The sequence below is a fragment of the Peptoniphilus sp. genome, assembly GCF_050943655.1.
Classification (GTDB): domain Bacteria; phylum Bacillota; class Clostridia; order Tissierellales; family Peptoniphilaceae; genus Peptoniphilus_A.
Genome location: NZ_JBMNPQ010000005.1, coordinates 1 through 24,667, shown reverse-complemented (window position 1 = coordinate 24,667; position 24,667 = coordinate 1). Strand labels below are relative to the sequence as shown.

Below are 24,667 nucleotides of genomic sequence, written 5' to 3'. Positions count from 1 at the left end.
CCTCACCTTAGTGAGGTTTTTTTATTAGGTGAAATTAAGGAGGATAAAATGAAAAGATGGCAATTTAGTTCTGAATCTGTAACAGAAGGGCATCCAGATAAAGTCTGCGACCAAATTTCTGATGCGATTCTAGATGAGATAATAAAAAATGACAAAGACGCAAGGGTAGCTTGCGAAACACTTGCTTCAACAGGAATTATTTTTGTTACTGGTGAAATAAGTACAGAGGCTTATGTTGATGTAGAAAAAATTACAAGAAAAGTTCTAGATGATATTGGATACAATAGAGCAAAGTATGGTTTTGATGGCAAAACTTGCGCAGTTGTATCTTCAATAAAAGAACAATCAAAAGATATTGCAATGGGTGTAGATAGATTTAAAGAAGAAGGAGTAGATTTCTTAGACTCATTTGGAGCTGGTGACCAAGGTATCATGTTTGGATATGCGACAAATGAAACAGAAGAGTACATGCCTCTTCCAATTTCTCTTGCACACAAATTATCAAAGAGACTTACTGAAGTTAGAAAAGATGGAACTCTTGACTATCTAAGACCAGATGGCAAATCACAAGTTACTGTTCTTTATGAAGATGATAAGCCAGTTAAAGTTAAAAACGTAATAGTTTCATCTCAACACTCTCCAGATGTTGACATAGAAAAAATTCGTGAAGACATCAAAAGAGAAGTAATTGAAGAAGTTATTCCAAAAGATTTAATTGACGAGGAAACTGAGTACTACATCAACCCAACAGGAAGATTTGTACTTGGAGGACCAATGGCTGATGCTGGACTTACTGGAAGAAAAATAATCGTAGACACATACGGTGGATTCGCTCGTCACGGCGGTGGAGCATTCTCAGGAAAAGATCCAACTAAGGTAGATAGATCTGCAACTTATTATGCAAGATACATTGCAAAGAATCTTGTTGCTGCTGGAATATGTGACAAAGTTGAAATTGGACTTGCCTATGCCATAGGAGTTGCAAAACCAACTTCTATTTATGTAGATACATTTGGCACAGGAAAATTATCAGATGAAAAAATTGAAGAGATAGTTAACGAAAACTTTGATGCAAGACCTGCTGCAATAATTAGAGATCTTGATCTTCTAAGACCTATTTATAGACAAGTTGCATCATACGGACATTTCGGAAGAAATGATTTAGATCTTCCATGGGAGAAGACAGACAAAGTTGAAGCTTTGAAAAAGTATTTATAATCTATTACAATAAATGTATCAATAATTTTATTATTGGGTAGTTATATTATAGCGAGACAATTTTATTATTAGAAGAAGGATTGATTATGAAGAAAAGTTTTAATTATTTTAGAGCAAATCCTGCAGGTAACATTACAGGATTTGTTGTTTGGCCTGTTTATCCTGGATATAGAAAAGCTTACACAGATTGCATAAGAGAACAAATCGATGAAACTGTTGAGCAAGTTGGCTTTATTTCTCCTGCCTATGAAGGGGCACCTCTTCGTATGGATATGATGGGTGGAGAGTTCTGCGCAAATGCAACACGTGCTTATGGACTTTATTCAGCTTCTTTTTACGATGTAGAAGGACCAGTTGACATTGAAGTTTATGTAAGTGGTAAAGAAGGCGTAACTGATGTAGTTGCCGATGTAAAAAAACAAACTGCTTATGTTGCAATGGAAGAGCCAGAAAGCATTGAAGATGTTGAACTTGAAGGTGGAAATTATAAGCTCGTTCATCTTCCAGGAATTTCTCATGTTATAATCGACGACAGAGAAGAAGACGAAGACTTTGCTATTAGAGCAATAAAAGCAATAAAAGCAGGTCACGAAACAGATGCCTATGGAGTAGTATTTTATAATAAAGATAAGAGTGAAATAATTCCATATGTTTATGTACCAAAGACAGAAACTCTTGTTAGAGAATCTTCTTGTGGTTCAGGAACAGCAGCTCTTGTAAACACAATAAATCCAGATATAAATAATCTTGATGAAGATTATAAAATCGTTGTAAAACAACCAGGCGGAGAACTAGAAGTTCTTGTATATGATCTTGAAGATGGAAGAAAATATATGATTGGTGGACCAGTTGAGCTTGGCGAAGTTGAAAAAATTTCAATCGACATTCCACAAGAAATCGTTCAAAAAGTTACAAAAGAACATGACGAAGACGTGGAAAGAAGAAGAGCAGCTGGAGAAGATGTATCTGGAATTTAATCGAAAGATTTAATGAGAAAATTAATAAAATGTTTGATCCGTCCCTAGTGGGCGGATTTTTCTGTATATATACATAAAAAACTGATACAATAATGAGGAGGTGTTTAAATTGATAAGCGTATTCGGACACGTGGAAAAAATAATTTTTAAAAATGACGAAAACGGATATACCGTTGCAAAAATTGAAACTGAAGAAGACGGCGAAATAGTTGTAGTCGGATACACAAGTTTTTTTAACGAGAATTCAAGTTACGAATTTCTTGGCGACTTTACATACCACTCACGATACGGCGAACAATTTAAATTCGAAGAGTATAAAGAAAACCTGCCTGAAACAGAAAAGGGAATAGTAAATTATCTCTCATCATCTATGATTCCTCACATAGGTGAGAAGATGGCAAAAAGAATTGTCGAAGAGTTTAAGGAAGAGACCTTAAATGTAATTGAAAATAATCCTGAGAAGCTCCTTTCAATAAGGGGAATTGGCAGAAAAAAATATAAAGAAATAAAGGAAGCTCTAGACAAGCAGTACGCAATGCGAAAAGTATTTTTATATTTTTCAAAGTACAACATTCCATCAAATACAATAATTAAAATTTATAAAGAATATGGCGACGACTCCATATCAGTTGTCCAAAAAAATCCTTATGAACTAATCGGAAGAATTCGTGGAATGGGGTTTAAATCTTGCGATGCCATTGCAAAATCCATGGGAATTGATAAAGACTCAGAATTTAGAAAAGTTGCAGGTCTTAAGTATGTGCTTTTAATGGCTTCAGGCGATGGACACTCCTATCTTCCAATTGAAGAGCTAATCAAAAAGACAGAAAAAATTTTAAATGTAAAATTTGAAAGTATAGAAGAAGTTGCAAAGACTCTTTCTTTTGAAGAAAACTTCATCGTGGAAAAAGTTGGAGAAGAGTATAACTGCTACTTTACAAGATATCTGCAAGCAGAAAACTTTGTTGCAGGCAAGTTAAATGAACTAAACATTTCCTTTGATGAAGACATCGACATAGATAAAAAAATTGAAGAGATAGAAGAATTTCGAAAAATTAAACTTTCAAACACACAAAAAAATGCAGTGAAAGAATCAATCGAAAAGGGAGTATTTATAATTACTGGCGGTCCGGGAACTGGGAAAACCACAACGCTTAAAGTTATAATAGATATTTTTGAGTCTCTCGATAAAAAAATAAAGCTCGCAGCACCTACGGGAAGAGCTGCAAAGAGAATGAAGGAGCAGACTGGAAGAGACGCCTTTACGATTCACAAACTTCTTGAAATTTCTGCAGGAGATGGACTTGAGTTTTCCAATATTGAAGAGCTTGATTGTGATGTGTTAATTGTTGATGAGATGAGTATGGTCGATATTCTCCTAATGCAGACTCTTTTAAAGGCGATAAATAGTCCAACAAGACTCATATTAGTTGGCGACAAAGATCAGCTTCCATCTGTTGGAGCGGGCAATGTCTTATCAGATATTTTAAAATCAGAAGTATTTCATTACGTAAACCTTGAAGAAATCTTTAGACAGTCTCGCGATTCCATGATAGTAAAAAATGCCCACTTAATAAATAAGGGTGAAGTGCCAGTTTTAAACCGAGGCGACTTCTTTATGATTCACGAAAATGGTGAGATGAAGGGCGTTGAAACTATTAAGGATTTAATAACGACAAGGCTTCCAAATTATTTTAATGTGGAGCCATCAGACATACAAGTCCTAACTCCAATGAAAAAGGGAAATGTTGGGACGATTAATTTAAATAAGGTTTTGCAGGAACATCTAAATAAATCCGAAGAGTATATAGAAATTATGGGCACAAAGTTTAAACTTGGCGACAGAGTTATGCAGACCAAAAATAATTATGAACTCGAAGGAAAAGTCGAAAATGATTTTTATTCCGACATCAACAAGGGAGTCTTTAACGGAGACATGGGCTATATTTCTAAAATTGATAAGGAAAATAAAGAGCTTGAAGTAACATTTGACGGATTTAGAAAAGTAAAATATGACAGGGACAGCTTAGAGGAGCTAAGCTTATCTTATGCCATGACAATTCACAAGTCTCAGGGCAGTGAATTTCCAATTGTGATAATCCCAATTTATTTTGCGCCGCCAATTCTACTTACAAGAAATTTAATTTATACAGCCATAACGAGAGCATCAAAAGTTGTAGTTTTGGTGGGGATTTATGATTATTTATACAAAATGATAGAAAATAACAAGACGCGCAAGAGATATTCAAAGCTTGCAGATAAATTAGTGAAGGCGAGAGATGAAAAAATATAATTATTGCATAAATTGTGAAAAGAAAATTTATGATAAATTAATATGCGATGACTGTATGGAATTTATAAATAAAAATCCTGCATTTTCATATCCAATTGATGGAATAGAATTTTTAGAAATTGGTGCCACATATTCCGGACTCTTGAAGAAGATACTCTTGAGATTTAAGTTTAACAATAAACTTAGCTATGAAGAAATCTTGGGAGATATTATGATAGAGAAACTTTTAAAATATAATTTAGATGATTATGTAATCACATCTGTTCCAATGACTAAAAAAAGAGAAGACAAGAGGGGCTACAATCAAGCTAGGCTTTTGGCAAAATATATTGGAAGAGAGCTCGATTTAGAATATGTTGAAGTTTTTGAAAAAATTAAAGAGACGCCCTTTCAAGTGGGTCTAGGTGAAAGTGAGAGGAAGAAAAATTTAGAAAATTCCTTCGCCCTCAAAAATTATTCAGAAAATATTTTAATAACAGATGATGTAATAACGACGGGCACAACGATTAGTGAGCTTGTTAAAGTTGCAAGGGAAAATGGCATAAAAAAAGTAGCTGCCATTGTGACAGCTACAGAAATCGCCTAATTGACAAAATCTTTTGCTATTGAATCGTGCCTTGGCCAAGAATTTAGGCTTGGGAAGTGCTTCATTGAGTATAGTGTGGCATTTATTTCTGCTCCGATAATAATAATTGTAGAAGTTAAAAATAGCCAGATAAGAAACACTATAATACCTCCAAGGGATCCATAAGTTACATTGTATGAGCCGAAGTTATTTACATAGAATGCAAATCCAAAAGTTGCAACGATTAGCATAACTGATGAAAAGATTGCACCTGGAAAGACTGACTTAAATGTAACTAAGTCTCTATTAGTTGCCGATGGTGAATATTTATACAGAAGCATAAAAATTACAATCATGTATGCAAAAGGAAATGCAGTCTTCGTTAGATTGTAGAATCTCATGAGGGAGAAATTTTGAGAGTCAATGTAAATACTAAGTGTCTTTACAATAATTTCTCCAAAGACCTGACCTACTGATAGAAGTATTAACATGACAATCAGTGCGATTGTAAAGACTAGTCCAGTAAGTCTTAGAGTAAGATAATTTCTAGTCTCTTTAAATCCATAGGCGTTATTTATGATTTTAATAAGTTTATAAATTGCAGTTGATGCAGAAAAAAGTCCTAGAAACACAGAAATAGTAAAGAAGCTTCCTGAAGAAGACTCAGATATTTCAGATAAAAAATCTATTACTATGTCATATACATCTTTTGGCAAATATTCCATCAAACTTACTAGCTCAGCATTAAATAGTCCCGAAAAGTTAACTGCGTTAATTAGCGCAATTAAAAATGGGAACATAGACAATACAAAAAAGTAAGTCATGCTTGCACCATAAGCTATGGTGTCGTGAGTTGTGAGTCTATAGAGGAGCTTGTCAAAAAAGATAAAACTAGGTTTATCTTTGGACTTATTTATAAAATTTTTTAGTGAATTCATTGGACACCTCTATGATATTATATATTATAAGTAAAAAATGAACAACGAAAAGTAGTTTGAGTTAAATAAAAAAATAAGGAGGAGTGTGGATGAAATACAATATATTAGTCTGTGATGACGAAAAGGATATTGTAGATGCCATAGAAATCTATTTAAAAGCGGAAGGATACAATGTCTTTGCTGCTTATGGAGGAAAAGAAGCCCTCGATATAATAAAAAAGAATGAGATACACCTTGCACTTGTCGACATCATGATGCCAGGAATTGATGGCATTACTCTTATAATGAAGCTTCGCGAATTTACAAATATTCCGATAATTATCTTGTCAGCAAAATCAGAACTTCAAGATAAAATCATCGGACTAAATTTGGGAGCAGACGATTATATAACTAAACCTTTTAACACAGTTGAACTCGTCGCAAGGGTAAACTCTCTAATAAGGCGCTATGTTTCTTTTGGATCTTGCGAAGAAAAAGATGGAATAATTAAGGTTGGACGAATTGTAATTGATGATAATTCTAAAGAAGTAATGATTGAGGGAGAAAAAGTAAACCTCACTCCCTACGAATATAAAATCTTAGTACTCCTTTCAAAAAATCCAGGAAGAGTTTATCCATCAAATGAAATTTATGAGCTAATTTGGGAAGAAGAGGCCATTGATGTTAGAAAAATTATCTCTGTTCACATCTCTCACTTAAGGGACAAAGTTGAGATAAACCCAAGAAAACCTGATTTAATAAAATCTGTCTATGGCATGGGCTATAAAATTGAGGACAAGTAATGGATTCTAATTTTTTATCAGATGAGGCAAAAACTTTTTTTGATTTTTTGACAAAAGATGTCTTCGTTGAAAATATTTTGGTGACTTCAATCATAATTTTTGAATTTTTAAACGCAAGGCAGCCCTTTCTATATTCAGTAATAATAACTTTTGTAGTTTCGACAATAAAAATTTATAAAAATACATTTATCTCAACGATTTTAACTTACAATCTATTCAAACACAGGGAGTTTAAAAATTTTAGTGTCATGGGAACTATTAATTTACTCATTGCACTTGGAATTGTAATTTATTTTTCATATATGCAAGATGAGATAAGAGTTCTTACAATTTTAATCTTTATTGTGTTTAGGGCCTTCCTCGCTCTTGAACTTCACTATGTGCAGGACACTTTAACTTTTGAAGTTGTAAATTCGATTTTGCACGGATATAATTTTCACATCCCAGAAGCTTTTGAAAATAATTATCTAAGAAAAGTCGCAAAGCTCATGGAAGATTATAAGAGCATAGATAGAAAAAGAGTTGAGGAAAATTTAAAAAACGAGAGATTAAAAGTAGACTTAATAACGAATATTTCTCACGACTTAAAGACTCCCCTCACATCAATTATTAATTATGCCGATTTGCTTTCAAAAAAGAGCGAGCTAGATGATGAGGCAGTTCACTTTATCGAAGTTTTAAACAGAAACTCAAAGAGGCTTAAGACTTTAATTTCTGATTTAATATTTGCATCAAAGGCAAGTTCAAAAAATATTGCAGTGGAAAAATCTCTAATTGAAATGAACGAGCTAATCAATCAGGTCTATGGACAGTATGACTATCTATTTAAAAAGCATGATCTAGACTTTGTATATGAATCCAATGCAGAAGATATTTTAGTTTATACCGATGTAAACCTAATGGTTAGAATTTTAGAAAATTTATTTTCAAATATTTGCAAATATTCTAAGGAGTCGACAAGAGTCTATGCAAGTTTAATTGAAGTGGACGGCGAGGTTAACTTTCTTCTTAAGAATTTGTCAGAATATGAATTAAATATTTCTGCAGAAGAACTTTTTGAAGAACTTGTAAAGGGAGATGCGTCTCGTCACGCAAAGGGATCGGGCCTTGGTCTACATATTGTTAGAGACCTTGTAAATATTATTGGCGGCGAGGTTTCCATTGATATTGACGGAGATTATTTTAAAGTTTATATAAAATTAAAAAAGGATATACCAAATTAAACTCTTTAAAATATTGACAAGAAATGAACTTTGCAATAAAATAAAAGAAAACCGAAGAAGTTTTCATAAGGCAATTTTTTATAAATTGCCTTTTTTGTTTTTGTCAAAAATTTTTAGACAAGTTAAATTTTTAATTGTATAAGTATAGGTAAAGTTTTAATTAATTTTGGAGGAATTATGACTAAATTCATTTTTGTAACAGGTGGCGTAGTTTCAGGAATTGGAAAGGGAATTTCAGCAGCAAGTATAGGTAGACTTTTAAAAGAAAGAGGCCTAAGCGTCTTCATGCAAAAGTTTGACCCATACCTTAATGTTGACCCAGGCACAATGAGTCCCTACCAACACGGAGAAGTTTTTGTGACAAAGGATGGAGCAGAGACTGACCTTGACCTTGGACACTACGAAAGATTTATCGACGAAGAACTTACAAAGAGAGCATCAATAACAACAGGAAAAGTTTATTCAAAAGTAATCGCTAAAGAAAGACGTGGAGATTATAACGGAGCAACTGTACAAGTAATCCCACACATAACAAACGAAATAAAAAATGCAGTATATAAAGCGGCTAAAGAATCTGGTGCCGATGTAGTAATAACAGAAATTGGCGGAACTGTCGGCGATATTGAATCACTTCCATTTTTAGAAGCAATAAGACAAATTCACTCAGAAAACAAAAAAGAAGATGTATTATTTGTTCACACAGTTCTTGTTCCAAATATTCCAGGAAGCGACGAGCTAAAGACAAAACCAACTCAGCACTCCTTTAAAGAGCTTATGAGTAATGGAATCAAAACTGATGTAATAATCATAAGATCAAACGGAATAGTTACACAGGACTTAAAAGAAAAAATTTCACTTTTCTGCGACGTGCCAGTTGAGGCGATAGTACAATCTAAAAACGTCGATTTAATATACGAAGTGCCTCTAGTTTTCCACGAACAAGGACTAGATGACTATATACTTAAAGAACTAGACCTAACTAATCAGCCACAATCAGACCACAAGTGGAAGAAGATGGTTGAAAGATTTAAAGACCTAGATAAAGAAGTTACAATTGGTCTAGTTGGAAAATACGTAGAGCTTCACGATGCATATCTTTCAGTTTATCAAGCACTTCAAGATGCAGGATGTGAAAATGGTGCAAAACTAAACCTAAGATGGATTGATGCAGAAGAAGTTGAAAAAGATACAAATGTCTTAAAGGGACTTGACGGAATTATAGTTCCTGGTGGATTTGGATCACGTGGAACTGAAGGAATGATTTTATCAAGCAAGTTCGCTCGCGAAAATAATATTCCTTACTTTGGCATTTGCTACGGAATGCAAATTGCACTAATTGACATTGCAAGAAATAAATTGGGACTTAGAGACGCAAACTCAACAGAGATTGATCCAGACACAAATAATCCAATAATCGACCTACTTGAAAACCAAAAAGATATAAAAAATCTTGGCGGAACATTAAGACTTGGAGACTATGAATGCTCTCTTGAAAAAGATTCACTTGCTCACAAGCTTTATGGAGAAGACAAAGTTTTAGAAAGACACAGACATAGATACGAGTTTAACAACAGCTACAGAGGACAAATAAGATCTGCTGGAATCGAATTTTCTGGAATTAACGAAGACAACGACTTAGTTGAAATAATTGAGCTTAAAGATCATCCTTTCTTTATCGCTTGTCAGTTCCACCCAGAATTTAAATCACGTCCAACAAAAGTTCATCCACTATTCAATGGATTTATTAAAGCTTCACTTAAAAATAGAAAATAAATTTATAGTTGCCATGGAAAAATCTGTGGCAACTTTTTTAAATTAAATTTTACAATCTTTATTGTAATAAAGAACTCCTTTAAATTAAGAATCAAATAGTGTAAAATAGAGCGTAAGGAGATTAGATGTGGAATATTGGGATGTTTATAATAGAAAAGGTAAATGGAAAACTAAAGTAATAAGAAGAGGAGAGCCTTTGAAGGCGGGGGAGTACCATCTAATAGTTGAGGGATGGATTCTTCGCGACGACGGAAAATTTATTATCCAAAGGAGATCTCTTAACAAAAAATCTTTTGCTGGCATGTGGTACTGCTCAGCGGGAGGTTCTGTAATAAGCGGTGAAAGCTCTAAAGAAGGCATGGTGCGTGAATTCAAAGAGGAGCTTGGCATCGACATTTCTATTTCTGATTTAAAGTTAAAAAGAATAATTACTGAAAGAAATACTATATTTCACATTTTTTTAGTTAGAAAAAATATTTCATTAGAAGAAATTACGTTGCAGGAAGAAGAAGTAATGGATGTAAGACTTGCAACTGTAGAAGAAATATATAAACTAATCGACGAGAAAGCTTTTATTGGTCTCGATTATTATGATTCTTTTTTTGAAAATATTTTTAAATAATTCGTCTCTTTAGAGACGTTTTTTTATGGAGGTATTAATGAAAGTTTACAATACTCTAACGAGAAAAAAAGAAGAGTTTAAACCAATTAAAGAGGGTGTAGTCACTATTTATAACTGTGGACCTACAGTCTATAACTTCATCCACGTCGGCAATGCAAGACCTCTAGTTGTTTTTGATACACTTAGAAGATATTTCCTTTACAAGGGTTATGACGTTAAATTTGTGGTAAACTTCACAGATATTGACGACAAGATGATAAATAAAGCAAATGACGAGGGCGTAACTGTAAGAGACATTGCAGATAGATATATAAAAGAATTTAAAAAAGATGCAAATGGACTTCATCTATACGACTACGAAACTATTAATCCAAGAGCTACTGAACTTATCGACGAGATGATTGACTTTATTTCTACTTTAATAGATAAGGGTGCAGCTTATGTAGTAGATGGAGATGTTTATTTTGATATAACTCACGCAAAGGATTATGGAAAACTATCCAAAAAGAATTTAGAAGATTTGATTTCTGGACACAGAGTTGATATAAACGACAACAAGAAAAATCCGCAAGATTTTGCCCTTTGGAAAAATAAAAAAGAAGGCGAGCCGTTCTGGGAAGCACCTTGGGGTGAAGGTCGTCCAGGTTGGCACATTGAATGTTCTGTAATGGCAAAGACCCTTTTGGGAGATACCATAGACATTCACACAGGTGGAGAGGACTTGCAATTCCCTCACCACGAAAATGAAATTGCTCAGTCTGAAACTTGTAACGGTGTTCCTTTTGCCAACTATTGGCTTCACAACGGGATGATTACTGTTGACAACGAAAAGATGAGTAAATCAAAGGGCAACTTCTTTACTGTTAGAGAAATCTCGCAAGAATATGATCTTGAAATCCTTAGATTTTTCCTTTTGACAACACAATATCGCTCACCAATTAACTTCTCAAGAGAGGTAATGGATCAAACTAAAAACTCACGCGAGAGACTCTACAATGCAAAATATAAATTAGAAGATGCAATAGAAAAATCAACTGTAGAAAAAATGACTGATGACGAAGAAAAGTTATTTAAATCATTTGACGCTCATATTGAAAAATTTGAAAACGCAATGGATGATGACTTAAATACAGCTGATGCAATAACTGCAATTTTTGACTTAGTTAAAGATATAAATCTTAACTTAGACGAAAATAATTCTAAAGAAATGTTAGAAAAAACTCTTGAACTTCTTAAAAAACTCACAAAAGTTTTGGGAATTATGGAAGAAGAACAGGGCGAAATTTCTGAAGAAGTAGAAAGATTAATTGAAGAGCGAAATAAAGCTCGTAAGGATAAAGACTTTGCAAGAGCCGATGAAATAAGAGACGAGCTTAAAGATATGGGTATCGAAATTAAAGATACAAGAAGTGGTACAACTTGGAAGAGAATTTAAAATTTTTAGAGGTAAAAGATTTTACGAAACAAGAAATTTTGCAGTTATCTCCCCTTGCACTTGCATATATTGGGGATGCATGTTTTGAAATTCTCGTAAGGTCATGGACTCTCGATGCTAGAAAAAATCCAAACAAGCTTCACAGAGAGAGCGTAAAATTTGTAAGAGCAAAATCCCAAAGACATCTATTTGAAAAAGTAGAGCCTATTTTAACAGAAGAAGAGATTCGAATTTTTAAGAGGGGCAGAAACGCCAAGTCTCACACCGTTCCCAAAAATGCAGATCCAATAGACTATAGATTTGCAACGGGTATGGAGGCTCTGTTTGGTTACTTATATTTGTTAAAAGATTATGAAAGAATTAGAGAGATTTTTAAGGAGATGATGAAATGAAAGTAAAAATTATTTCCCACACAATGGATCCTGAGAAGACTATTGTCGCTTCAGCTAAGCTTTGCTACTCAAGAGTGGGCGTAGAAGAAATCTCAGAAGATATGACTGATGAAAGTGCAGAAAAGTTTTTAGAAAAATTGATGAGCTTCTCTCACTTATCACCACTTGAACATGTTAGCTTTACTTTTGCAATAGAAGGTGTTTCAAGAACTTTGACACATCAGTTAGTTAGACACAGAATTGCATCATACTCCCAACAATCTCAAAGATATGTTAAACTCGATCACTTTGAATACATCATTCCACCTCAAATCGAAGAAAACGAAGAGGCAAAGAAGATTTTTATAGATGCAATGAATAGAGATCAAGAAGCTTATAACGAGCTTGTTGAAATTCTAGTAACAGAAAAATCTAGAAAATTAATAGAAGAGGGAATGGACGAGAAAAAAGCAAGACGCTCTGTGGAAAAACAATGTATTGAAGATGCAAGATATGTATTTCCAAATGCTTGCGAGACAAAAATTGTCGTTACAATGAATGTCAGAACTCTTCAACATTTCTTCACAGTAAGATGCTGCGAAAGGGCACAGTGGGAGATAAGAGAACTTGCAACAGAAATGCTAAGACAAGTGCGAGAAGTTGCGCCTACACTTTTTAAAGACTGTGGACCAGGCTGTGTCTATGGACCATGCCCAGAAGGCAAGATGACTTGTGGAAAAGCAGCAGAAATTCGAGAAAAATTTGAAAATTTATAAGGAAGTCTAATGAAATATATATATGGCAGGGGCCCTGTAATGGAGGCCCTAAAGAGAGAAGAAGTAGAAAAAATTTATGTTGGGAAAAATGCTACAGGTTCCATTAAAAAAATCCTTGGAATGGCGCGCGATAGAAAAGTTCCAACAGTAAATGCAGATAACGAAAAATTAGAAGAGCTTGCTGGCACAAATAATCACCAGGCAGTTGTTGCCCTTGTGAGCAATTTTGAATATATTGAGATAGAAGATTTGTGCAAAAAACTTCAAAACAAAGAAGATGCAAAAGTATTTATTTTGGATAAAATCGAAGATCCACACAACTTTGGGGCAATAGCTCGTAGTGCAAACTTTTTTGGAGTTGATGCAATAATTTTTCCAAATAGAAGGGCTGCAACGGTAAATGACACTGTTGTAAAATCTTCTGCTGGAGCAATTTATGACATCGACGTGTGCAAAGTAGGTAATCTTTCGCAGGCAATTGAAAAATTAAAAGAAGTTGGATTTTGGATCTATGCAACAGATTTAGAAGGAGAAGACATAAGAGATACTGATTTAAGCGGAAAGCTTGGAGTAATTATTGGAAACGAAGGCAAGGGAGTTTCTAAAAATTTACTTAAGAATGCAGATAGGATTATAACTATTCCAAACTTTTCAGATTTTGACTCTCTAAATGCATCTGTTGCTGCTGCAATAATTATGTATGAGATTGTGAGATAATGAAATACAACAGAAATCCCTACAGACGAGGCAAGAGCTATCTCTTCGTCGATGGGTATAATATTATAAATTCATGGGACAATTTAATAAAATTAAAAAATGTATCACTTGAAGATGCGAGAAATGAACTTATAAATATTATGGTTGAGTTTTCTCACGTAACAAAAGAGGAAATAATTTTAGTCTTTGACGCCTATCTAGTTAAAAAATCTGGCGGGAAAGTCTATCACAGAAAGGGAATAAAGATTGTCTACACGAGGGAGTTTGAAACTGCCGATCACTACATCGAAAGGCAGCTTGACCTAATTGGGAGACTAACTAGTGTAAGAGTTGCGACAAGTGACAATATTGAACAGCAAATAATACTCTCGCGAGGTGGCACCCGAATTTCTGCAAGAGAACTTGAGGCAGAAGTTTTTAATTCAAAGATGAAGACACAAAAGGTTGCAAAAAAATTAAAAGAAGAAAGAGTCGGCTTCTTAGACGACAAGAGCATAATAGCTCTTGAAGAACTTAGAAAATCTTTGGGGGAGAAGGATAAAGATGAGTAAAACAAATAAGTATGAAGAAGATGACAAAAAGATTATAGAGTCAAATTCCTTTAAAGACGATTCCAATCTATCGACAAAAGATGTTGCCATAGTTTTTGGAGTTCTCGTAATTGGCTTAATATTATTTTCTATGCTATTTAAATTTATTTTTTAATTTTAAATTCCTCACACAGTTGGGGAATGAGACTTTTAACAAAGCTCAAAAAATCTTATCTCATTACAGAAATTGGAAAGATTCATACTTTGAGAGATCTGAAAATCGCAAACTCGCTTGTGCTCAAACAGTGCGATTTTTATGCGTTTGCTTCAAGTTGAATTTTCTACAATTTCTTCCATAGGATAATATTTTTTTAGAGCTTTGTTATTTTATCTTCAGTCTGATTCCTCACACAGTTGGGGAATTTTTTTGTGCTAAAATTTCAATATTTTATTTTTAGGGTATAAATACATAAATATTTTCATTTGGGTAAAATAAAAGTAGTGTGGGGAGGTGTTTTTGTGGCAAAACAGTATACAAAAAATTTAATCAAGCGTGAATTTTTAAAGTTAGCTGATAAAAAAAGTTTAAAAAATATCACGATAGCAGAGCTTGCAGAAAGATGTGAGATAAATAGAAATACATTTTACTATCACTACGATGACATATACATGCTTGTAAAAGAAATTTTAAGCGATGAAATAAAAAAAGTTGATGAAGAATTCAATGCTACTTATTCTTGGGAAGAGAGTCTGTTGCACGCAGTTTCATTTATATTGGATAACAAAAAGGCGACACAAAATATTTATAAATCAATCGACAAAAAAGATTCTGATGAGTACTTAAATAAAATTTGTGAAGCTGTAATGAAAAAATATATTGAAAATGAGTGCCATATTAAAAATATTTCTGCAAAAGATAGGGACAAGACCATAATAGTAAACTTTTATAGTGCTGCCCTTGTGGGTCTGTTGGATCAGTGGATACAGGACGGTATGCAAAATTCACCAGACGAGATGATATTTAGAGTTGGGAAATTATTTGATGGAAATATAGAAAGGTCTCTAAGAAAGAGCGAGGAGCTTTCTGATTAATTAAAATTTTTAAGGGATTAAATAGAAATTTTTAATTATTATTAAATTATTTAAAATTATAGATTAGACATAAAATTGGGGAAGACTATGAAAGAAAATTTTAAAAAAGCTTTAAAATATATTAAAACTATTTTCTTTATTGGAATAATCGTTTTGATTGTATTTGAACTCTCAAAGCTTAGAAAAGAAATTTCCATATCAGAGCTAAAAAACATCATGGAGTCAATTGGAATTTTTAAAATGGCAGTTATAGGGATTTTTTCTCTTCTTGCCATTACGCCAATGATAAATTACGATTTTCTCTTTAATGATATGATGGGCGATGTGCGTGACAGGAAATATATTATTGAGAGAAGCATTACCATAAATACTTTTAACAACTTAATAGGATTTGGCGGAATTATAAATATCGGACTAAGAGCCGAATATTTTGGAGACGACAAGGAGAAAGGGCCTCTAATGAAGATGATTGTAAAATCATTTTTGTTTTACTTCACAGGCTGCTCATTTTTATCTCTTGTATCTTTAATTCACGCTCTACTTACTAAAGACGCCATTATTTTAAACTATTTTGTGGTTTTAATTGGAGGACTTTTATACTACTTCGTTGCGCTTATTGCATCAAAAATTAAAAATTCAGACGGACCTAAGTTCTCTTTGGCTTTTGCCCTAAAATTTTCTTTGACATCAGTCCTTGAGTGGTCTCTTGCATTTTGTAGTTTTTATCTTATAGGGCATCTATTAGGTGTCGAGATAAACTTCTTTAGACTTCTTGGAGTGTATGTAATTTCTATTTTAATGGGCATTGTTTCCATGATTCCAGGTGGACTTGGATCATTTGATCTAGTTGCATTGTCAATACTTTCTTCTACTGGAATTAGTCGCGAGCTAATACTTTCTTGGCTACTTTTATACAGATTATTTTATTATATAATTCCATTTTTCATAGGTCTTATATTCTTCATCAAAAATTCTTCAAACTTTTTTGATAAAAAAAAAGACGATAAGGGCTCAAATTTAATAAAGTCCATGAGCTGTGATTTACTAGCTGGCATGTTATTTCTTTTGGCATTCTTTTTAATTTTATCTGTCACAATACCAGATGAACTTGAGGAGATAAAATGGCTTAGCAAGTTTGGACACTTAAGGGGAAATATCATATACCAGTTTCCAAGTGTCGTACTTGGTTTTCTTTACATTTATCTTGGAATAGCCATCGATAACAGGGTAAAGAGAGCATTTTATCCGACTGAAATTTTTTTATTTTTGGGACTTATTTATGCCTCAGTGACAGATTTTAGCATATACACAATTTCATATATTATTTTTTGTATGATTTTGGCAATTATAAGTAGAGATGAACTTTATAGGAAGCAGTTAGTCTACTCTTATGAGAGTGTGACGAAAATTTCTATTTTTATAATTTTTCTCACATTAATTTCTATATTAGAGTTCACAAGAAATTATAGATTCATAAGAATAAAAAGCATCAATGATTTTATTCTCTTGCCCTTTGAGATACCTCTAGTTAAAAGTTTAATTTTTATTGGCATTTTATTTGTATTTGTCTACATCTTAAATATTTATCTTGAGGGGAATAAAGAAAAAATAGGACAGGACCCTGACTTTTCTACAATAGATTATTTACTTAAAACTTATCAATCAAACACAACTGCAGGTCTTTCGTACTTGGGAGATAAGGAAATGTTTTATATAAGGGACGAAGAAAAAAGAGTAAATGCGGCACTGCAATTTGCAACTTATAAAGATAAAGTTGTGGTAATGGGTGAGCCTTTTGGAGATCCAGCTTCATACGGAAGACTTATTGAAAATTTCATTAAGAAAGCCGATCTTTATGGATATAGTCCAGTGTTTTATGAAATTTCGGAGGATTATATTTTAAAACTTCACGACTTTGGTTTTGAATTTATGAAATTTGGAGAAAATGCAAGTGTCAACTTGGAAGATTTTTCTTTGACGGGAAGCAGCAAGAAGTCTCTTAGAAATGCGCTAAATAAAGTTCAAAAGAGTGGCTTTACATTTGAAATATTAGAGCCTCCATTCTCAGGCGAACTTATGGAAAAATTAAAAATAATTTCAGACAAATGGTTGGACGGAAGAAAGGAGAAGGGCTTCTCTTTAGGTTTTTTTGATGAGACATACCTAAAGAAGTCTCAGATAGCTGTCGTTAAAAGTGATGAAGGCGAAATAGTTGCCTTTGCAAATATTATGCCAAATAAAAATTCAGATGAAGTCTCAGTGGATCTCATGAGGTTTGACGAAGACAAGGCGCCCAGTGGGACAATGGATTTTTTATTTATAAATATATTTTTACATTTTAAAGATGCTGGCAAAAAAAGTTTTGATCTTGGCATGGCACCTCTATACAATGTTGGAGTTAATGAAAATAGCTTTTTGCAGGAGAAGCTTGCCTTTTTAATTTATAAATTTGGAGACAGATTTTATTCCTTTGAAGGGCTTAGAAATTATAAAGAAAAATTTGTCACAGAGTGGCAGCCTCGCTACACAAGTTATTCTAAAAAGACATGGCTTGTCTATTTAGTTTTAATTTTAGTAAAGCTTGAGACGACAGATGTAAATAGAAAGAAGAACAACTAAATATTTTAATCAAATGCATAAATTTAGTATTTGTGCATTTTTTTATTTTTGCCTAAAAAGTAGTCAATTCATGATACTATGTTAAAGTTCTAACAGAAGTTGTCGATTAACCATTTTAGAAAATCGATTGCCGGGTTATCATATAAGTACAGTGAAGTGATTTTAAAGTTTCTTTTAAATAATTTTATTAATTGAAGAAGGAGAATCATTATGAAAATTAAAACATTTGACGAAAGATTAAAACTTGGCAATGGAGATTACGACAGACTTGTAAACTCAAGAAAGCCAAAAGGAATTGATGATAAGAAAGCCTATATCGTAGGTACAGGAATTGCGGGACTTGCAACAGCAGGATTTTTGATTAAAGATGCAAAGATGGATCCATCTAAAATTACATTTTTAGAAAAGGACGACATAGCAGGTGGCGCACTAGATGGAATGCTTCTATCTGAAGTAAATTACGTAGCAAGAGGCGGACGTGAAACTGGACATCACTTCGAAGTACTTTGGGATTTATTTAGTGTAGTTCCATCAAGAGAAGACCCAAATATGTCAATACTTGACGATTATTATTACACAAATTTAGACGACCCAAACTTTAGTAAATGTAGAGTTACAAAAAATCAAGGAAAGAGGTATGACAACGGAAAATTCAACCTTTCACCAGATGTAGTTAAAGAAATAATCCAACTACTAATGACACCTGATAGAAAATTACAAGGTGTTAGCGTTGAAGAAGTTTTCTCTGAAGAATTTTTGGAAAGTGACTTTTGGACATTCTATAGAACTATGTTTGCTTTCGAAAACTGGCACAGCGTTTTGGAATTAAAACTATACATCAATAGATTTATCCACCACGTATCTGGTCTTCCAGATCTATCTGCACTACAATTTACAAGATACGATCAATATGAATCTCTTGTAGTGCCACTAATGAAATGGTTAAAAGAAAAGGGAGTAAAGACAGAATATAATTACAATGTTGTTGATGTTGACTTTGACTTAACTGACGATAAGAAAGTTGCTAAAAAAATAATCGCAGTTGATTCAAAAACTGGAGAAGATAAATCAATTGATCTTACAGAAAATGATTTATTATTCATTACGACAGGTTCAATTGTAGACTCATCTGCTTATGGTACTAACGACAAGGCACCTGATTTAAATATCAATACAGAAGAAGCCTTTAAACTTTGGAAGAACATTGCAAAGAAATCTCCTGAATTTGGTAAACCAGAAGTATTTACATCTGATATTGAAAAGACAAATTGGGAATCTGCAACAGTTACAGTTAAGAGTAAAGAAATTGCAGACTATGTAGAAAAGATAACAATGAGAAGCCCTTACACAGGCAAAGTTGTAACTGGCGGTATTGTAACAGCAAGAGATTCTAAATGGCTAATGAGCTGGACTATAAATAGACAAGGTCAATACATTGGTCAACCTGAAGATGAATTTGTAGTTTGGGTTTATTCACTATTTACAAATGTTGAAGGCGACTACATTAAGAAACCAATGAGAGAATGTACTGGTGAAGAAATTGCAAAAGAATGGCTATATCAAATTGGAGTTCCTGAAGAAGAAATTGAAAGACTAGTAAAAGAAACTTCAACAATTCCAGTATTTATGCCATATATAACTGCACAATTTATGCCAAGAAGCTTTGGAGATAGACCTTATGTAGTTCCTAAGAACGCAGTTAACTTTGCATTCCTTGGTCAATTTGTAGAAACACTTGATGATCCAGGACGTGACACAGTATTTACTACAGAATATTCTGGAAGATGCGCAATGGAAGCTGTATATGTACTAACTGGTGTTGAAAAGAGAGTTCCAGAAGTATTTGCTTCAAGATATGATGTAAGATATCTATTGGCAGGAGTTAGTGCACTTAACGACGGCGAAAGACCAAGAATTGATATTCCGCTAGATAAACTTGCAGAAGTTGCAAAACTAATCGGCGGAACAGAAATAGAAGACATGTTAAAAGAATTTAACTTACTATAATCATATCCTTTTAGATAAATATATAAAAAAAGCTAGCTCTTAAATGGGCTAGCTTTTTTGTGCAAAAGACTATCTTTTAAATTAAATTTTTACGGCGTGAATTACGAGTCTATCGTCTTCATCTGAACAAGTGGAAAGAGTTAAAATATTTTTACCATCTAAATTAATAGAATTATTTAATTTATTTTTACTATCTATTCGACTAATAAAATCTTTCCATTCATCTTCCGAATAATTTGGAGATCTGTAATTATCATATTCACCAGCAGTGTAGACTGCAATTATCTCATAGATCATTCTTTCTTCTGGCGTATCGATTATTATTTCTCTGTGCTCATTAGAAAAGTCTCTATCTTTAAACTTTTCTAAATCGTGAAACACATGACCACTCCTTACATTGTGGCCGTAGAGGATAGTGTTTAAGTCGCTAAAGTTTTTGGAATTTCTCGCATCCATGAAGACTGCCCCAAAGGGATGGTACTCATTTTTATAATTGTGATTTAGATAAAAAGAATTGTCGCGACCCTTTACAATGGGAAAATCTATATCCGTGCCAGGAACAATGATTCTGCCAATTACATTTTTATACCTTGCACTAAGTTTTTTTATTTTTTCTTGTGGCGACACATCATTTGTTTTCACATTTGAGCTCTCAATAGATGTGTTTGCCACAGGTTTTTTAGTATCACTATCTAGATTATTTAAAGATTTATCTTCTGAGGTGCTGATTATATTTTGAAATTCACGATTATCTTCTTTAAAAGATTTATTTAACTTGTGGTAATCTGAAATTTTATAAATCGAAAAGATTATGCAAAGTATTAAAAATACTTCTATAATTCTTATAAATTTATTTTTCAAAAGTCACCTCCACAGATTTTTATTATTTTCTCTTTCTCCTCCAAGACTCGAAGAAGGCAAGTAGGGCAGAAGCAAATCCGCCAAGACCTACATAAGAAAGAACACCAGCATCATAAGTCTTTGGAGCTTTAGAATAATCTTCTTTAACTTTTAGTGGGCTTAAACCCTTTATAGATTCTTTTGATGTTTCTACAGTTTTAATTGTTTCGATGTTTTCAGATTTTTCTGGAATGCTTTTGCTCAAGATTAATTCAAAGTCATCTTCTACTTTTTTATTTTCTTCATTCTTCATTGGCTCAATCGGCTTAATAGGTTCTGGTACAATTTCAGTTTTAGGAGTTATTGTTATTTTTGTATCTCCGCCTGAATTTTTATCTCTATTAGTAATCTTATCTCTATTAGATTTTTTATCTTTACCAGGTTTTTCTATATCTCTATCATTATTCTTAGGATTTTTTGTGAAGACATCTTTTCTATAAACATAAGTTACTTCAAGATCTTTGTTAGGGATAAAGTTATATTCAACGACTGATCCGTCTACATTTACAGTGATTTCACTAGACTTCGTAATTTTATCGGAAACAAGTTTAAATCCTTCTTTTTTATTTTCTTCAGTTCCATTAGGTTTAGCTGAAGTAGTGAACTTATCATCGCTCGTACCTTCTATCTTTTTAAGCTTAATTTCTGAAGTGCTCACGAGTTTTCCATCAGAATATTCTTCGTAAATGTGTCTTTCAGTAAAACTTCCTTTTTCCTCAGTAGGTTTTTCTGTATAAGTGTCTTTTCTGTAAACATAAGTCACTTCAAGATCTTTATCAATTATAAAGTTTGCTTCAACTTCAGTTCCATCGATATTTTCTGTAATTTCTTTTGATTTTGTAATTCTTTCAGGAATTAATCTAAAGCCCTCTTTTTTGTCACCTGCTATGCCATTTGGCTTTGCTGATGTGACAAATAAGTCGTCAGTGTTACCTTCCATTTTATCTAGCTTTATCTCAGAAGTATTCACAAGCTTTCCATCACGATATTCTTCATATATATGTCTCTCAGTGAAGCTTCCTTTCTCTTCAATTGGCTTTTCTGGAGTCGTATCTTTTCTGTAGTAATAAGTGATTAGAAGATCTTTATTAGGGACGAAATTAGTTGTTACTAGAGATCCGTTTATGTCTTCTTTAATTTCAGGGGACTTCTCGATTTTTTCTTTAACTAATGTGTAGCCTTCCATAATATTTAATTCTGTGCCATTTGGCTTTGCAGAAGTTGTAAAAGTTTCGTCACTGTTTCCAAAAATTTTATCATTTGTTGCAGTAGTTGTTGTTATAAGCTCTCCGTTTTCGTATTCTTCATAAACATGTCTCTCAGTAAAGCTTCCTCTTTCTTCGACTTGTTTCTCAAAATTTGTATCTTTTCTATAAATATAAATTATTTCAAGATCTTTGTTAGGAATAAAGTTCAAAGTAACTTCAGATCCGTCAATATTTGCAGTAATTTCAGGTGATTTTTTAATTTCTTCTTTTACTAATCTGAAGCCTTCCATAACTGCATCAGCTGTTCCATTTGGCTTTGCAGAAGTGACGAAGCTTTCATTTTCATAACCCACTAACTTTTTATTTGTAAGAGTAGTTGATCTTGCGATATAGCCGTTTTCATATTCTGTGTAGATGTGTTTTTCTGTGAAGCTACCTTTTTCTTCAACAGGGGTTTTTATATCTTTGAAGTAGATATAAGTTATCTCTTTATTTTTCTTTTCTTCAAATGTTCCCACTGTCGTACTTCCATCTGAGTTATAGGCTGGATTATCTTTTAAAGAATTTGTGTCAATATGGTCGAACTTATATCCATCAAATTCTTTTTTTGCAGTCACGTACTCTTCGCCTTTGTAACCAGAGAAGGTATTTGAGTCTATTGTGATTGGATTATCTTGAGTTTTTCCGTCAATTCTTGTGTAGTAGACATGGTGCTCTTTAAAAGTACCTTTACCATTTGGGATTAGTCCTCCTGCGTTTGACTCTACATATTGAAGTGAATTATTGGAAGAGACATCATAATAAGAATTATCATAGATGCTATGCATTGCATTGCCATATAATGTTGCTTCGGAGAATAGATTTAAATCGTGTGGGTTGGCATCTGGTCTAAGTTTTGAAGTTACTTTAATTACATAAGGAGTATCTATTGCACCTTTATTTAAATCAATATATGCAATTCCCTTGTCATAATTTAAAATTACACTTTCATCTTTTCTCGCGTTGACAGGATTTTTATACGCTGCATCAGGAAGTTTTTGATTCTTATTTAATTTTAAAACTTCAACACTTGTGTTGTCTTTTGTAAAGTATGCATCACTTTCTTTTTTGTAATGCAGTATTCCATTATCTATAGTGAGGCCAATGCTTTTATTGTACTCGCTAATAGTAGGTGCATAGACAGTGTAAGAATTAGGATTAATATATATTACTTGAGTAAATTCTCCCGTCTCCACATTAAAGTCTGTAAATTGACTTTTTATTTCTAAATTTCCATTTTTTGCATAACGTCCGTAATCTACATATAAATCTTTTGAGGCTGAAACATTTCCAATATTTACGGAGAAAGTTTGGTTGCCAGAATTTTTTATGAATTCTTTGTTATCAAATCCACCAAAGTTAACGTAGCCAAAGGCATAATCTTTATCATTAACTGCATCTGTGAAAGTATAGATGATTTTGTTGCCATCTTTTTTTCCAGTAGCTATAACTACATCGCCAGATTCTATAGATAAAACTTCGTCAGTTTCTGGCTCCAATCCTTTAAGTGTGTAGTTATCTGACAGATTGATTGTAATTGTGTCTCCTGCACGAGTGCCCTTTGGTGTAACGAATGAAGCGTCAAAGAAGATAGCCTCTCCATCATCTGCTTCAAGAGATATTATATTTTCGCGCTGCTTTCTTATTTTGACTTTAGTGTTTAGCAGTTCGTTTGTGATGTCTCTTGGTTCTCTTGTCATATCAGCTGATTCTAAATTTTTAGGATTAATCTCTGGACTAAGTTCTAACTTAGTGTCTTCAGCTGGAGTTTTTGTATTTTCTTCTTCTGATGGAGTTTTTATATTCTCCTCTTGAGCTTTATCTAAGAGTGAGATTCCTTTGTCAGAGCCTTCAGTTGTTTTGTTATTTTCAACTTCTCTAGGCTTAGAGTTATCTTCGGCAATTTCTGAGATATCTCTACCGTCTTGGTCTACTATTCTAAGCTCATTTAAATCAGGTGATTCTAATCTAACTGATTTATATTTTTCTGCGTCTTCATCTTTATTAAAAACAATTTTATCGTGAGAATTTTCATCATCTGAGCTGTCATTTTCTGAAACTACTGTAGAAATTTCTTCTCTTACAGAAGGGAAGTCAGAGGATAAAACTTCTCTTTCTTTTTCGCTTTCAACTATAACTTCTTTTGACTCGGTGCTTCTTTCTGCAGCTATTTCGTATGATGCTCGAGCCGCATCAGTTGTTGCCATATCATCAGTACCTGTTGCAAATACACTAATTGGAGCAGCAAGAACTGATGCTATAGCAATATTTCTAAGAGCATTTTTTCTAAAATTATTCATCATTTCATAAACCTTTCTTCAATAGAAATTTAGATTTAATTGTAATGAGGTTTATATGATACGAGCTTGTATTATACAAGCCTAATTACAATTGATTTCTATTATTAATTTTTTGGTAAAAATAATTTTACAGATTGAATCTACAAAAATCAACAATTATTTTTAAATTTAAAACATAATATTAATGGTTTTATAAAATACAATAAACAGTATATTAAATAAATGTATTTAAAAAATACAGAAAAAAGCCATTTTTTAAGACCGTGTTCTCGACTAAGGAGA

The 24,667-nt window shown here is 33.0% G+C and carries 20 protein-coding genes; 17 read left to right on the top strand and 3 right to left on the bottom strand.

Translation table 11 applies throughout. From position 1 onward, the window contains the following. Nucleotides 1-48: 48 nt before the first annotated feature. From metK to ACOX6R_RS01380, 4 genes are all read left to right on the top strand, one after another. Nucleotides 49-1,218: a methionine adenosyltransferase gene (gene metK / locus ACOX6R_RS01395; protein ID WP_433446472.1), complete on the top strand. Its 1,170-nt coding sequence runs from the start codon at nt 49-51 to the stop codon at nt 1,216-1,218. Nucleotides 1,219-1,304: 86 nt separating this feature from the next. Continuing rightward, the gene (locus tag ACOX6R_RS01390) at nt 1,305-2,195 is read left to right on the top strand and encodes a hypothetical protein (RefSeq protein ID WP_433446470.1); all 891 of its coding nucleotides are present in this window, start codon (nt 1,305-1,307) and stop codon (nt 2,193-2,195) included. A 109-nt stretch (nt 2,196-2,304) separates the two neighbouring features. Continuing rightward, nucleotides 2,305-4,488, top strand: coding sequence for an SF1B family DNA helicase RecD2 (gene recD2 / locus ACOX6R_RS01385; RefSeq protein ID WP_433446468.1), 2,184 nt, complete (start codon nt 2,305-2,307; stop codon nt 4,486-4,488). After that, entirely contained in the window at nt 4,475-5,074 is a 600-nt protein-coding gene (locus ACOX6R_RS01380) for a ComF family protein (protein WP_433446466.1), read from the top strand. The genes recD2 and ACOX6R_RS01380 overlap by 14 nt, the downstream gene beginning before the upstream one ends. Here the strand turns inward: ACOX6R_RS01380 and ACOX6R_RS01375 are convergent. Further along, on the bottom strand, nt 5,071-5,991 hold the full coding sequence (locus ACOX6R_RS01375; RefSeq protein ID WP_433446464.1) for a YihY/virulence factor BrkB family protein: 921 nt from the start codon (nt 5,989-5,991) through the stop codon (nt 5,071-5,073). The two genes, ACOX6R_RS01380 and ACOX6R_RS01375, sit on opposite strands and share 4 nt — an antisense overlap. A gap of 89 nt (nt 5,992-6,080) precedes the next feature. On the opposite strand from ACOX6R_RS01375, the gene ACOX6R_RS01370 reads away from it, so the two are divergent. From ACOX6R_RS01370 to ACOX6R_RS01310, 13 genes are all read left to right on the top strand, one after another. After that, on the top strand, nt 6,081-6,773 hold the full coding sequence (locus ACOX6R_RS01370; protein ID WP_433446462.1) for a response regulator transcription factor: 693 nt from the start codon (nt 6,081-6,083) through the stop codon (nt 6,771-6,773). Then, complete coding sequence (locus tag ACOX6R_RS01365; protein WP_433446460.1) at nt 6,773-7,996, top strand: sensor histidine kinase; 1,224 nt, start codon at nt 6,773-6,775, stop codon at nt 7,994-7,996. Before ACOX6R_RS01370 ends, ACOX6R_RS01365 begins: the two co-directional genes overlap by 1 nt. A gap of 177 nt (nt 7,997-8,173) precedes the next feature. Next, nucleotides 8,174-9,769 carry a CTP synthase gene (locus tag ACOX6R_RS01360; RefSeq protein WP_433446458.1) on the top strand — a complete coding sequence of 532 codons (1,596 nt, stop codon included), beginning with the start codon at nt 8,174-8,176 and terminating at the stop codon, nt 9,767-9,769. A 127-nt stretch (nt 9,770-9,896) separates the two neighbouring features. Further along, nucleotides 9,897-10,391, top strand: a complete 495-nt coding sequence (locus ACOX6R_RS01355; RefSeq protein ID WP_433446456.1) for an NUDIX hydrolase — start codon at nt 9,897-9,899, stop codon at nt 10,389-10,391. A 37-nt stretch (nt 10,392-10,428) separates the two neighbouring features. Beyond that, a complete protein-coding gene (cysS, locus tag ACOX6R_RS01350; protein WP_433446454.1) occupies nt 10,429-11,826 on the top strand; it encodes a cysteine--tRNA ligase in 1,398 nt (465 codons plus the stop codon). Next, on the top strand, nt 11,811-12,218 hold the full coding sequence (locus ACOX6R_RS01345) for a Mini-ribonuclease 3 (protein ID WP_433446452.1): 408 nt from the start codon (nt 11,811-11,813) through the stop codon (nt 12,216-12,218). Before cysS ends, ACOX6R_RS01345 begins: the two co-directional genes overlap by 16 nt. Next, nucleotides 12,215-12,973: an FAD-dependent thymidylate synthase gene (gene thyX / locus ACOX6R_RS01340; RefSeq protein ID WP_433446450.1), complete on the top strand. Its 759-nt coding sequence runs from the start codon at nt 12,215-12,217 to the stop codon at nt 12,971-12,973. The genes ACOX6R_RS01345 and thyX overlap by 4 nt, the downstream gene beginning before the upstream one ends. Nucleotides 12,974-12,982: 9 nt before the next feature. Continuing rightward, nucleotides 12,983-13,690 (top strand): 23S rRNA (guanosine(2251)-2'-O)-methyltransferase RlmB, encoded by a 708-nt coding sequence (gene rlmB / locus ACOX6R_RS01335; RefSeq protein ID WP_433446448.1) that lies wholly within the window; start codon nt 12,983-12,985, stop codon nt 13,688-13,690. Further along, entirely contained in the window at nt 13,690-14,241 is a 552-nt protein-coding gene (locus tag ACOX6R_RS01330) for an NYN domain-containing protein (RefSeq protein WP_433446446.1), read from the top strand. The genes rlmB and ACOX6R_RS01330 overlap by 1 nt, the downstream gene beginning before the upstream one ends. After that, nucleotides 14,234-14,395, top strand: coding sequence for a hypothetical protein (locus ACOX6R_RS01325; RefSeq protein WP_433446444.1), 162 nt, complete (start codon nt 14,234-14,236; stop codon nt 14,393-14,395). Before ACOX6R_RS01330 ends, ACOX6R_RS01325 begins: the two co-directional genes overlap by 8 nt. Nucleotides 14,396-14,739: 344 nt before the next feature. Continuing rightward, a complete protein-coding gene (locus tag ACOX6R_RS01320; RefSeq protein WP_433446442.1) occupies nt 14,740-15,312 on the top strand; it encodes a TetR/AcrR family transcriptional regulator in 573 nt (190 codons plus the stop codon). An 87-nt stretch (nt 15,313-15,399) separates the two neighbouring features. Further along, nucleotides 15,400-17,931, top strand: a complete 2,532-nt coding sequence (gene mprF / locus ACOX6R_RS01315) for a bifunctional lysylphosphatidylglycerol flippase/synthetase MprF (RefSeq protein WP_433446440.1) — start codon at nt 15,400-15,402, stop codon at nt 17,929-17,931. Between the two features lie 210 nt (nt 17,932-18,141). Continuing rightward, nucleotides 18,142-19,938 (top strand): oleate hydratase, encoded by a 1,797-nt coding sequence (locus ACOX6R_RS01310; RefSeq protein WP_433446438.1) that lies wholly within the window; start codon nt 18,142-18,144, stop codon nt 19,936-19,938. Between the two features lie 81 nt (nt 19,939-20,019). Here ACOX6R_RS01310 and srtB read toward each other — a convergent pair whose 3' ends face one another. Together srtB and ACOX6R_RS01300 are read right to left on the bottom strand one after the other, a co-directional pair. Continuing rightward, nucleotides 20,020-20,799, bottom strand: coding sequence for a class B sortase (gene srtB, locus ACOX6R_RS01305; protein WP_433446436.1), 780 nt, complete (start codon nt 20,797-20,799; stop codon nt 20,020-20,022). Between the two features lie 22 nt (nt 20,800-20,821). Further along, nucleotides 20,822-24,388: an Ig-like domain-containing protein gene (locus tag ACOX6R_RS01300; RefSeq protein WP_433446434.1), complete on the bottom strand. Its 3,567-nt coding sequence runs from the start codon at nt 24,386-24,388 to the stop codon at nt 20,822-20,824. Nucleotides 24,389-24,667 lie beyond the last annotated feature (279 nt).